We start from the raw sequence: 12,428 nt of genomic DNA on the forward strand, positions 1-12,428 counted from the left end.
TTGGGGTCTCTGGTGAAAGTTCACGGGTGGGGGTCATTGGCCGGCCTCTTCGGCCAGTGACAGGAAACGGGCGGCGACCGCGGCGCCGCCGGCCGGGTCGCGGGTGACCAGCAGCACGGTGTCGTCCCCGGCGATGGTGCCGAGGATCGAGGGCATCACCGAGTGGTCGATCGCGAGGGCCAGGAAGTTCGCGGCGCCCGGCGGGGTGCGGAGCACCACAAGGTTCGCGGAGGCCTCGGCCGTGACGAGCAGTTCGCCGCAGAGCCGCGCCAGCCGGGCGTCGAGGATTTCCTGCGTCACGCCGCTTTTGGCCGCGCGTTCCCCGCCCTCCCCCGGCACGGCGTACACGAGCACGCCTTCCTTGCCGCGGACCCGGACGGCGCCGAGCTCCACGAGGTCGCGGGACAGCGTGGCCTGGGTGACCTGGACGCCGTCGTCCGCGAGCAGGGCCGCCAGCTCGGCCTGCGAGCGGACGGATTCGCCGGTCAGGATCGCGGTGATCCGCGCCTGCCGGGCCGTCTTGGTGGCCGGGCTGGCCCCCTGGGCGGCGGGCTGGACGGACATCAGCCCAGCCCGTCCACTGGCGCGAGCCCGTCAACAACTGCCAGGCCGGAGCGGTGCATGAGCCAGGCCATCAGGGCTTTCTGCGCGTGCAACCGGTTCTCGGCCTCATCCCAGACCACGGACTGCGGGCCGTCGATCACGCCGGCGGAGATTTCGTAGCCTCGGTAGGCCGGGAGGCAGTGCAGCACGACGGCGTCCGGCGCGGCAAGCGTCATCGCGTCCTCGTCCACGGAGTAGTCGCGGAACAGCTGCAGCCGGGCGTCCTTCTCGTCCTCCTGGCCCATCGACACCCAGGTGTCGGTGGCGACGACGTCGGCTCCGCGGAGCGCCTCCGCGGCGTCCACGGTTACCAGCACCGAGCCGCCGGTCTCCGCGGCGCGCTCCTCCGCGGCGGCGACGATCTCCGCCGCGGGCAGGTAGCCCTCCGGGCCGGAGATGCGCACGTGCATGCCAGCGGTGACGCCGGCCAGCAGGTAGGAGTTGGCCATGTTGTTGGCCGAGTCGCCGAGGTAGCTCATGGTGAGGCCGGCCAGCGTGCCCTTGTGCTCCTTGACGGTCAGCAGGTCGGCGAGGAGTTGGCAGGGGTGGTAGTCGTCGCACAGGGCGTTGATCACCGGGACGCGCGAGTGTTCGGCCATCGCGACGAGGCCGGCGTGCGCCCCGGTCCGCCACACGACGGTGGAAACCATGCGTTCGAGGACCCTGGCGGTGTCCTCAACCGACTCCTTGTGGCCGATCTGGGCTTCGCCCGGGTTGATGATGAGGGCGTTGCCGCCCATGTCCGCGATGCCGGTGGCGAAGGAGACACGGGTCCGGGTGGAGGTCTTGTCGAAGATCACGGCCACGGTCTTGCGGCCGCTGCCTTCCGCGGCGAAGGGCTGGACACTGTACGGGGCCGCCTTCATCCGGAGGGCGAGGTCCAGGACCTCGGCCTGCTCGGCCGGGGTGAGGTCCGTGTCCTTGAGGAAGTGGCGGGTCGGCACGGATGCGGTCATGGAGGCGGTCACTGGGCGTCCTTTGCGGTCTGGAGGAGGGCCGGCAGGGCGGCGAGGAAGCGGTCGGCCTGGGCCTCGGTGAGGATCAGCGGCGGCGCGAGCCGGATGGTGTGCGGGCCGGGGCTGTTGACGATGAATCCTGCGTCGAGTCCGGCGGTGACGACGGCGGGGGCGACGTCGGCGTCGAGGTCGAAGCCGATCAGCAGGCCTTCGCCGCGGACTTCGGTGACGCCGGCGATTCCGGCGAGCCCGGTGCGCAGGTGCTCCCCCACCTCCCGGACGTGGGCGAGCACCTGCTGGTTCTCCAGCACGTGCAGGGTGGCCAGGGCGGCCGCGGTGGCGACCGGGTTGCCGCCAAATGTCGTCCCGTGCTGGCCGGCTGACAGCAGTGCGGACACCTCGGGGCCGAAGGTGAGCAGGGCGCCGATTGGGAACCCGCCGCCCAGGCCCTTGGCGAGGGTCACGGCGTCGGGAACGATTCCGGCGTCTTCGCTGGCCAGCCACTTGCCGGTGCGGCCGATGCCGGTCTGGACCTCGTCCAGGATCAGCAGGGCGCCGGCGGCGCTGGTGGCTTCGCGGGCGGCCCGGAGGTAGCCGGCGGGCAGCGGGCGGACGCCCGCCTCGCCCTGGATGGGTTCGAGGAAGACCGCGGCGGTGGTGTCGTCGATCTCGGCGCGGAGGGCGTCGATGTCACCGAAGGGGACGTGGACGACGCCGCCGGGCAGCGGCGCGAACGGCGCCCGGTAGGCTTCCTTCGAGGTCAGCGCCAGGGCGCCCATGGTGCGGCCGTGGAAGGCGCCTTCGAGGGCGATGATCTTTGTCCGCGGCTGCGCGTCCGTGTCTGTCTGGCTGACGCCAGCATTCCGCCGTGCCAGCTTGAACGCCGCTTCGACCGCCTCGGTGCCGGAATTGGCGAAGAACACCTTGGACCCGGCCGGTGCCTTGGAAATTTCCAGCAGCTTCTCCGCCAAGGCAATCTGGGTGGGGCTGGTGAAGAAATTGGAGACGTGGCCCAGGGTGGCCAACTGGCTGGAGATCACCGAGGTGACGAAGGGATGGGCGTGGCCCAGCGCGTTGACCGCGATGCCGCCAAGCAGGTCCAGGTATTCCTTGCCGTCCGCGTCCCAGACGAGGCAGCCGGCGCCGCGGACCAGTACGCGCTGCGGGGTGCCGAAGACGCCAAGCAGCGAGGACGAGTAGCGGGACAGCCACTGCGCGCCGCTGCCCGTTCCAGTCATAACCGAAGCTGTGGGGGCCGAGCCGGCGCTGGAGGCTTCGGCGGAATGGCTCAGTTCAGTGCTGCTCACTATGCGTTCACTTCCTCGTCCGGGACGACCTGGGTGCCGATGCCGGCGGTCGTGAAGGTTTCCAGCAGCATCGAGTGCGGCAGCCGGCCGTCCACGATGTGCGCGCGCTCGACGCCGTCGTCAATCGCTTTCAGGCAGGCCGCCATCTTCGGGATCATGCCGGATTCAAGACGCGGGAGCATCTCGCGCAGCTCCGACGCCGTCAGCGACGAGATGAGCGATGACCTGTCCGGCCAGTTGGCGTAGAGGCCCTCGACATCGGTCAGGATGACCAGCTTGGAGGCACCCAGGGCCGACGCGACCGCCGCCGCAGCCGTGTCCGCGTTGACGTTGAGTACCTGCCCGGTGGTGGACCCGTCCGGGGAGATCTCCGGCGCGACGGTCGAGATCACCGGGATCCGGCCGGCCGCCACGATGTCCAGGATGCCTTCCGGGTTCACCCCGACGACTTCGCCGACGAGGCCCAGGTCCACCTCTTCGCCGTCCACCACGGTGCCGGTGCGGACGGCGCGCAGCAGTCCGCCGTCTTCGCCGGACATCCCGACGGCGTAGGGCCCGTGCGAGTTGATTAGGCCCACGAGCTCGCGGCCCACCTGGCCGGTAAGGACCATCCGGACCACGTCCATGGCCTCGGGGGTGGTGACGCGCAGGCCGCCCTTGAACTCGGATTCGATGCCGAGCCGGCTGAGCATGGCGTTGATCTGCGGGCCGCCGCCGTGCACCACGACGGGGTGGATGCCGACGTGGTGCAGGAAGACGACGTCCTCGGCGAAGGCGCGGCGGAGTTCGTCGTTGACCATGGCGTTGCCGCCATACTTGATCACCATGGTGGTTCCGGCGAAGCGCTGGATCCAGGGCAGCGCCTCGATCAGGGTGCCGGCCTTGCCCTGCGCGTCGGCCATGGAAGTGGTCTCGCGGGTCTGGGTGCTCATGTCGTTCGTCATTCCCTTAGCTGGAGTAGGCGCTGTTTTCGTGGACGTACTCGTGCGTCAGGTCGTTGGTCCAGATCGTGGCCTCGGCGGCGCCAGCCTGCAGGTCGATCTCGACCAGGACTTCGCGCGGCTCCAGGTCCACCAGGCCGCGGTCCTCGCCGATGCTGCCGTTGCGGCAGATCTGCACACCGTTCATCGAGACATTCAGCTGGTCCGGTTCGAAGGCCGCGTCCGTGGTGCCCACGGCGGACAGCACGCGGCCCCAGTTCGGGTCCTTGCCGAAGATCGCCGTCTTGAAGAGGTTGGAGCGGGCCACGGCCCGGCTGACCACTTCGGCGTCCTTCTCGCTCGCGGCGTTGAAGGTACGGATGGCGATGTCGTGGCTGGCACCCTCGGCGTCGCCGATCAGTTTGCGGGCCAGTTCCGCGCACACCTGGGTGAGCCCCTTGCCGAAGTCGACGGCGGAGGGCACGGCGCCCGTGGCGCCGGAGGCGAGCAGCACCACAGTGTCATTGGTGGACATGCAGCCGTCCGAATCGGCCCGGTCGAAGGTGACGCGGGTGGCGTCGCGGAGCACGACGTCGAGCAGTTCGGGCTGGACCTCCGCGTCCGTGGTGAGGACCACGAGCATCGTGGCCAGGCCCGGGGCAAGCATGCCGGCTCCCTTGGCCATGCCGCCGATGGTGAATTCCCGGCCCTCGGCGTCGGCGCCGGTGAAGACCGCCTGCTTGGACACCGAGTCGGTGGTCATGATTGCGGCAGCCGCTGCCGGGCCGCCGTCGGCGTTCAATTCCGCGGCTGCGACGCCGATCGCGGGGACGAGCTTGTCCATCGGAAGCTGTTCGCCGATCAGGCCGGTGGAACAGACGAAGATGTCCGTCGCTGAGGCCCCGAGTGCCTCGGCGGTCTTTTCGGCGGTGGTGTGGGTGTTCTGGAAGCCTTGCGGGCCGGTGCAGGCGTTGGCGCCGCCGGAGTTGAGGATCACGGCGTCCACCCGGCCGTCCTTGATGACTTCGCGGGACCAGTGCACGGGCGCGGCGGCCACCCGGTTCGAGGTGAAGACGGCGGCGGCGGCTTTGTTGGGGCCGTCGTTGACCACGAGGGCCAGGTCCGGGTTTCCGGAGGCCTTGAGGCCGGCCTTGACCCCGGCAGCGCGGAATCCCTTGGGGGCGGTGATGCTCACGGTGCGACTCCCTGGAGGTCGAGGCCGGCGGTTTCCGCCAGGCCGAGGGCAATGTTCATGGACTGCACGGCGCCGCCGGCGGTCCCCTTGGTGAGGTTGTCGATGGCGCAGGTGACGATCACGCGGCCGGTGTGTCCGTCGAGGGCCAGCTGCATCACGGCGTGGTTGGAGCCCTGCACGGACTTGGTGGAGGGCCACTGGCCTTCCGGCAGCAGGTGCACGAACGGCTCCTCGTCGTACGCCTCGGCCCAGGCGCGGCGCAGTTCCTCAGCAGTCACGCCCGGCCGGACTTTCGCGGTGGCCGTGGTGAGGATGCCGCGGCTCATCGGGGCCAGCGTGGGGGTAAAGGACACCGTCACCGGCGCGTTCAGCGCCTTGGACAGCCCCTGCTCGATCTCCGGGGTGTGCCGGTGCCCGCCGCCGACGCCGTAGGGACTCATCGAACCCATCACCTCGGCGCCGATCAGGTTCACCTTCGCGGCCTTGCCGGCCCCGGACGTACCGGAAGCGGAAACGATCACGACGTCGTCGGCCTGTAGCAGGTGGTTGCTGAAGCCCGGGGTGAGGGCCAGCAGGGCCGACGTCGGGTAGCAGCCGGGCACGGCGATTCGGGTGGCGCCGCGCAGTGCCTCGCGCTGGCCCGGCAGCTCGGGCAGCCCGTAGGGCCAGGTGCCGGCGTGCGGCGATCCGTAGAACTTCTCCCACGCCGCCGGATCCTCCAGCCGGTGGTCCGCGCCGGCGTCGATCACGACCGTGCCGGCGGGCAGTTGCGCCGCGATCTCGGCGGACGCCCCGTGCGGGAGGGCAAGGAACACGACGTCATGTCCGGCCAGGTTTTCCACGGTGGTGTCTTCGAGGATGCGGTCCGCCAGGCCATGGAGATGCGGCTGCAATTCCCCTAGTCTGGAACCGGCGTTGCTGTGCGCGGTAATGGCCCCGATGGTGACGTCGGGATGACCGGCCAGGAGCCTCAATACTTCGCCGCCGGCGTAGCCGCTTGCGCCGGAGACGGCAACAGAAATAGTCATAGCACCGAGTGTACAGCAAGACTATGCATAGAGCCCGATATTTATGCATGCGCGCGGCCATGCCGAAGGCCGTGTCCGGACGCGGACGAAACCGTCAGCGTATGCTGGGTAGAGGGTGATCCAGACCGTGCGGCCGCAAATGTCGGCTGCAGCGTTGCCCGTAACAGTTACGAGGCATGCGTTTCATGACCCCCTCCACCACACTTTCCGCCGACTCCCCGGCGCACCCGCAGCCGCGGGTCCGGCAGCCCAACGCCGTCGTCCTGAGCTATTCGGAACTGCTGAAGCGCGTCAAGGCCGAAGGCCTGCTGGAACGCCGCACCGGGTTCTACGTGACGGTGTTTTCCATCCTGGCCCTGCTGATGGCCGCCACCTGGTTCGGCTTCGCGCTGATCGGGGACAGCTGGTTCCAGCTCCTCATCGCGGCAGCCCTGGGTATCCTCTGCACCCAGTTGAGCTTCCTGGCCCACGAGGCCGGGCACCGCCAGATCTTCGCCTCCCGCCGCGCCAACGACTGGGCCGCACGGCTGCTGGCCACGTCGGTGGCCGGCATCAGCTACTCCTGGTGGGAGCAGAAGCACGGCGCGCACCACAACCACCCGAACGTGATTTCCAAGGATCCGGACATCGCCACCGGCGCGATCGCCTTCTTCCCCGAAGCCGCGGCGACCCGGCAGGGACGGTTCTCCTTCCTGACCCGCAAGCAGGGCTGGTTCTTCTTCCCGCTGCTGTTCCTCGTGGGCCTGGGCCTGCAGATCGATTCGGTCAGGTTCATCGTCCGCCGCGCCAAGGTCACGCACCGCTGGGTGGAGATCCCCATCCTCGCGGCCCGGCTGAGCCTGCTGCCCGTTCTCGCCTTCGCGTTCCTGCCCTGGGGCATGGCACTGGCGTTTATCGGCGTGCAGCTCGCCGTCTTCGGCTTCTACATGGGCGCCTCCTTCGCACCGAACCACAAGGGCATGCCCGTGCTGCCGGCTGACAGCCGGGTGGACTTCTTCAGCCGCCAGGTCCTCACGTCCCGGAACATCTCCGGCGGCCGCTTCATGGACATCCTGCTCGGCGGCCTCAACCGCCAGGCCGAGCACCACCTCTTCCCGGACATGGCACGCCCCCAGCTGGACAAGGCCGCCGTGATCGTCCGCGAGTTCTGCGCCAAGCACCAGGTCCCGTACACCGAAACCACCCTGCTGCAGTCCTACGGCATCATCGTGCGCTACCTCAACGACGTCGGCCTCGCCGCGGGCCGCCACTTCGAGTGCCCAATGGCCACCGTTACCCGCCGTTACTAGCGGCACGCCGGGCATACTGCGCCCGGCGCGCCGGTGTCCCTAGGATGGTCTCAGGATCCGCGCCGAGGAAGCTTCCTCGCCCGGAGCGCTGGCGCTTCAAAAGGCCCTGACACTTCAGAAGGAGACACATGACGCACGCAATCCTCGCCCGGCAGGCCGGCGGACCGGAGGTCCTCGAGCTGGCAGAAGTCGACCGGCCGGTTCCGGGGCCCGGCCAGCTGCTGATCAAGGTCGCCGCCGCGGGCGTGAACTTCATCGACACCTACAAGCGCAGCGGCGTCTACAAAGTGCAGTACCCCTTCACTCCGGGCTCCGAGGCCTCCGGGACCGTGGAGGAGCTGGGCGACGGCGTGAGCAACTTCTCCGCCGGCGACCGGGTCGCGACCGCCGAGGGTGTCAACTGCTACGCCGGGTACGCCCTCGTGGACGCGGACAAGGCGCTGCCGGTGCCCCGCGGCGTCGACGACTACACCGCCGCTGCCCTCCCCCTGCAGGGCATCACCGCGCACTACCTGATCAACTCCTCCTTCAAGGTGGAAGAGGGCCAGACCGTGCTGCTGCACGCCGGCGCCGGCGGCGTCGGCCTGCTGCTGATCCAGTTGCTCAAGGCCAAGGGCGCGAACGTCATCACCACCGTCTCCACCGATGAGAAGGAGGCGCTGGCCCGCGGCGCCGGCGCGGACCACGTGCTGCGCTATGACGGCTTCGCCGCAAAGGTGCGCGAGCTGACGGACGGCGCCGGCGCGCACGTGGTGTACGACGGCGTCGGAAAAGACACCTTCGACGATTCCCTGGCGGCGCTCCGGATCCGCGGCACCCTTGTGCTCTTCGGCGCCGCGTCCGGTCCGGTGCCGCCGTTCGACCCGCAGCGGCTCAACGCCGGCGGCTCGCTCTACCTGACCCGGCCGACCATCACGCACTTCCTCCGCGACGCGCGGGAACGCCGCTGGCGCTCCGACGAACTCTTCGCCGCAGTGGCGGACGGCAGCCTCAAGGTCCGGATCGGCGCCCGCTACGATCTCGCCGACGCCGCCGCAGCCCACACCGACCTGGAGCAGCGCCGCACCACCGGCAAGGTCATCCTGGTCCCCTGAATCGGCCCTGGAGTGGCACCGATGTCTTCCGTTCATCTGCTGCAGGGAGAATCACCCTGTGATTGAGCAGCAAACGCCGGCCGTCGGCGTTCCCTTGGGCGGCGGCCGCCCGGCCGGCGCCGCCTATCAGCCGCAGCTGCCGGGCGCCTTCGCGGCGCCGCCGGAGCGGACCCTGGTCGACGTCCTGCGGGAGACCGCCGACCGCTTTCCGGACGCCTCCGCGCTCGACGACGGCCGACGCTCCCTAAGCTATGCCCAGCTGATGGACGAGGTCCGGGCCACCGCGAGGAAGCTGCACCTGGCCGGGCTGGGCGCGCGCGACAAGATCGGCGTCCGGATCCCCTCGGGCACCAACGAGCTTTACATCTCCATCCTGGCGGTGTTGTTCGTCGGGGCCGCCTACGTTCCGGTGGACGCCGACGACCCCGAGGAGCGGGCCTCGCTGGTGTTCGGCGAGGCCGGCGTTGCCGGCGTGCTGCGTGCCGGCGGGACGATCGTCACGGACTCCGGCCGTCCCCGGCCCTTCCCGGCCGCCAGGGAGCCGGTCCCAGGCGACGATGCCTGGGTCATCTTCACCTCCGGATCCACCGGCACGCCCAAAGGCGTCGCCGTCCGGCACCGTTCGGCTGCCGCCTTCGCCGACGCCGAGGCTCGGATCTTCCTCCAGGCCGAACCGATCGGGCCCCAGGACCGGGTGCTGGCCGGGCTTTCGGTGGCCTTCGATGCTTCCTGCGAGGAAATGTGGCTCGCCTGGCGGCACGGTGCGTGCCTGGTCCCGGCGCCGCGCGCCCTGGTCCGGACCGGCATGGACCTGGGCCCCTGGCTCATCAACCACGGCATCACGGTGGTCTCCACGGTGCCCACTCTCGCGGCGCTGTGGCCGGTGGAGTCGCTCGAAAGCGTCCGACTGCTGATCTTCGGCGGCGAAGCCTGCCCGCCCGAACTCGCCGAGCGGCTGGCCGTGGACGGACGCGAAGTCTGGAACACCTACGGACCCACCGAGGCCACCGTCGTCGCCTGCGCCGCGCCGCTGGGCGGCCCGGGACCGGTCCGGATCGGGCTACCGCTCGACGGCTGGGACCTCGCTGTCGTCGACTCCGACGGGGTGCCGGTCTCCGAGGGCGGAATCGGTGAGCTGATCATCGGCGGAGTCGGGCTTGCCCGCTATCTCGATCCGGCCAAGGACGCGGAGAAGTATGCTCCCCTGCCGGCGCTGGGCTGGTCCCGCGCCTACCGCTCCGGCGATCTGGTGCGCTACGAGCGGGCGGGACTGCTCTTCGTCGGCCGCGCGGACGAACAGGTCAAACTGGGTGGGCGCCGGATCGAGCTCGGCGAAATCGACGCCGCCCTCCAGTCGCTGCCCGACGTCGCCGGGGCGGCGGCAGCGGTGCGGACGACGGCGGCCAGGAACCAGGTGCTGGTCGGCTACCTCTCACCGGCCGACGGCAGGGAACTGGACCTGGCAGCCGCCCGGCTGCTGCTCGCGTCCACCCTGCCCGCCCCGCTGATCCCGTTGCTCACCGTCGTGGACGCCTTACCGACCAAAACCAGCGGCAAGGTGGACCGGCAAGCACTGCAGTGGCCGCTGACCGGCCCGGGGGCGGCGGATACTGCGGCGGCGCCCATGGACCTCCCGCAGGACGCCCGCTGGATCGTCGAGCAGTGGAGCGCTGTCCTGGGCGGGACCGTTTCGGACCTCGATGCCGATTTCTTTGCCTTCGGCGGCGGCTCGCTGGCCGCGGCCCAGCTGGTCTCCGCGCTGCGGGTCCGCTACCCGACGATCACGGTGGCGGATATCTACGCCACGCCCCGGATCGGCGCCCTGATCGACACCGCACGCCAGTCCCTCCCGGAAGGCGGGGCCCCGGCGGCCGGCCAGCGTTCGGTCCGTCCCACGTCCCGCCGCGCCCAGTGGGTCCAGACGCTGCTGGGTGTTCCGCTGCACATCCTCGTCGGGATGCGCTGGCTGACTTACCTGATGGTGGCGAACAATTTGCTCGCCTCCCTCGCCGGGTTCACCGCGGCGCCGACCCTGTCCTGGTGGTGGGTGGGAGCCTCCTGGCTGGTGTTCGTCAGCCCGGCCGGGCGGATGGCTATTTCGGTGGCCGCGGCCCGGCTCCTGCTGCGCAACGTCTCCCCCGGAAGCTACCCTCGCTCCGGCCGAGTGCATTTGCGCCTGTGGCTGGCCGAACAAATCCAGGACCTGGCCGGGGCCGTCAGCCTCGCCAGCGCCCCGTGGGTGCCCTACTACGCCCGGGCTCTGGGCGCCACGATAGGCAACAACGTCCAGCTCCATTCGCTGCCGCCGGTGACCGGGCTGCTCACGCTCGGCAACGGCTGCAACATCGAACCCGAAGTCGATCTTTCCGGCTGGTGGATCGACGGCGACTCCGTCCACATCGGCGCGATCCGGATCGGCGCCGGTGCCGTCGTCGGCGCCCGCAGCACGCTCATGCCGGGTGCCAGCATCGGCGCCGGGGCGCAGGTGGAGGCGGGTTCGGCCGTCCTTGGCCGGGTCAAGGCCGGCCATTTGGTGGCCGGCTCCCCGGCAGAACGCCGGGGCAAAGCCAAACAGGGCTGGCCCGCGACGCCACCGGAGCACCATCTGATCGGCCGGCTCTGGTTTGCCGGTTTCGCCTCCGCCTCGGCTCTCCTGGCCCTGATCCCCTACCTGTCCGCCGCTGCGGCCGGACTGGTGATGTTCCTCTTCATCCAGGGCCGCGACTCGCTGGCCGCGGCCCTGCCGCAGCTGGCCGTCTCACTCCCGCCGGCCGCGCTCGCGTGGTTCGGCGCCAACCTGGTCCTGGTTCTCGCGACCACGCGCCTGCTCGGCGCCGGGCTGCGCCCCGGCTACTACCGGGTGCGCAGCCGGATCGGCTGGCAGGTGTGGGCGACGGAACGGGTCCTCGACCTGGCCCGAGACCTGCTCTTCCCGGTCTACGCCAGCCTCTTCACGCCGGTCTGGCTCCGCCTGCTCGGCGCCAGGGTCGGCCGGAACGTGGAGGCCTCCACGGTTCTGCTGATCCCGAAAATGACGACCGTGGGCGAGGGTGCCTTCCTGGCCGACGACACCCTGATCGCGTCCTACGAGCTCGGCGGCGGCTGGATGAGGATCGCGCCGGCAAAGGTGGGCAAACGCTCCTTCCTCGGCAACTCAGGCATGACCGCCGCAGGGCGCAGCGTGCCCAAGAACTCCCTCGTGGCGGTCCTCTCCGCGACCCCCGCGAAGGCGAAATCAGGGACCTCCTGGCTGGGGAGCCCGCCGGTGCGGCTGCGCAGGACCGCCATCGCCTCCGATGACACCCGCACCTTCCAGCCGCCCCTGCGGCTCAAACTGGCCCGCGCCCTGTGGGAGCTCTGCCGCTTTGTCCCGGTGGTCCTCACGGTCGCCGTCGCCGCGGCCGTGCTCGTGGCCCTGGACTGGCTGGCCGGCACCTTCAACTACGCCGTAGCCGCCCTCCTGGGCGGCGTCGTGGTCCTGCTGGCCGGCGCGGCCGCTGCCGGCAGCGCCGTCGTCGCGAAGTGGCTCCTGGTGGGACGCATCCGCCCCGGTGAGCACCCGCTCTGGAGTTCGTTCATCTGGCGGAACGAAGTGGTGGACACCTTCATCGAGATGGTCAGCGCCCCATGGTTCGCGCGCGCGGCATCCGGCACCCCGGCCCTCGTCTGGTGGTTGCGCGCCCTGGGCGCCAAGATCGGGGCTGGCACCTGGTGCGAGAGCTACTGGCTGCCGGAGGCGGACCTCGTCACCCTGGGCCGCAGCGCCACGGTCAACCGCGGCTGCGTGGTCCAAACCCATCTCTTCCACGACAGGGTCATGAGCATCGACACTGTTACGCTCGAAGACGGGGCCACGATGGGTCCGCACGGAGTCATCCTGCCGCGGGCCCGGATCGGCAACGGCGGGACGGTGGGCCCTGCATCACTCGTGATGCGGGGCGAAACGGTCCCGGCCGCCACGTACTGGATGGGAAATCCGGTCAGCCCGTGGGTCGGCCCGGATGTTCCGGCGCCCAAGCCCAAGTAGCCCCGCCCG

At 70.2% G+C, this 12,428-nt stretch carries 9 protein-coding genes; 3 read left to right on the forward strand and 6 right to left on the reverse strand.

The window, feature by feature from the left end:
• Positions 1–33: 33 nt before the first annotated feature.
• The 6 genes from AC1DBL_RS15845 to argC form a co-directional block, all read right to left on the reverse strand.
• Positions 34–564 (reverse strand): arginine repressor, encoded by a 531-nt coding sequence (locus AC1DBL_RS15845; RefSeq protein ID WP_441419436.1) that lies wholly within the window; start codon positions 562–564, stop codon positions 34–36.
• Complete coding sequence (gene argF / locus AC1DBL_RS15850; RefSeq protein ID WP_476926474.1) at positions 564–1,559, reverse strand: ornithine carbamoyltransferase; 996 nt, start codon at positions 1,557–1,559, stop codon at positions 564–566. The genes AC1DBL_RS15845 and argF overlap by 1 nt, the downstream gene beginning before the upstream one ends.
• 8 nt (positions 1,560–1,567) lie before the next feature.
• Positions 1,568–2,797, reverse strand: coding sequence for an acetylornithine transaminase (locus AC1DBL_RS15855; protein ID WP_476893619.1), 1,230 nt, complete (start codon positions 2,795–2,797; stop codon positions 1,568–1,570).
• Between the two features lie 68 nt (positions 2,798–2,865).
• On the reverse strand, positions 2,866–3,798 hold the full coding sequence (argB, locus tag AC1DBL_RS15860; protein ID WP_441419434.1) for an acetylglutamate kinase: 933 nt from the start codon (positions 3,796–3,798) through the stop codon (positions 2,866–2,868).
• Between the two features lie 16 nt (positions 3,799–3,814).
• Complete coding sequence (gene argJ / locus AC1DBL_RS15865; protein WP_441419433.1) at positions 3,815–4,981, reverse strand: bifunctional glutamate N-acetyltransferase/amino-acid acetyltransferase ArgJ; 1,167 nt, start codon at positions 4,979–4,981, stop codon at positions 3,815–3,817.
• A complete protein-coding gene (argC, locus tag AC1DBL_RS15870; RefSeq protein ID WP_476917648.1) occupies positions 4,978–6,009 on the reverse strand; it encodes an N-acetyl-gamma-glutamyl-phosphate reductase in 1,032 nt (343 codons plus the stop codon). The genes argJ and argC overlap by 4 nt, the downstream gene beginning before the upstream one ends.
• A 185-nt stretch (positions 6,010–6,194) precedes the next feature.
• Here argC and AC1DBL_RS15875 point away from each other — a divergent pair, with 185 nt between their 5' ends.
• The 3 genes from AC1DBL_RS15875 (at position 6,195) to AC1DBL_RS15885 (ending at position 12,419) form a co-directional block, all read left to right on the forward strand.
• Positions 6,195–7,298 (forward strand): fatty acid desaturase family protein, encoded by a 1,104-nt coding sequence (locus tag AC1DBL_RS15875; RefSeq protein WP_476926475.1) that lies wholly within the window; start codon positions 6,195–6,197, stop codon positions 7,296–7,298.
• Positions 7,299–7,426: 128 nt separating this feature from the next.
• Entirely contained in the window at positions 7,427–8,392 is a 966-nt protein-coding gene (locus AC1DBL_RS15880; protein WP_476893572.1) for a quinone oxidoreductase family protein, read from the forward strand.
• A 94-nt stretch (positions 8,393–8,486) separates the two neighbouring features.
• Positions 8,487–12,419, forward strand: coding sequence for a Pls/PosA family non-ribosomal peptide synthetase (locus tag AC1DBL_RS15885; protein WP_476926476.1), 3,933 nt, complete (start codon positions 8,487–8,489; stop codon positions 12,417–12,419).
• Positions 12,420–12,428 lie beyond the last annotated feature (9 nt).

The sequence above is a fragment of the Arthrobacter sp. 10T44 genome (genome assembly GCF_056393885.1).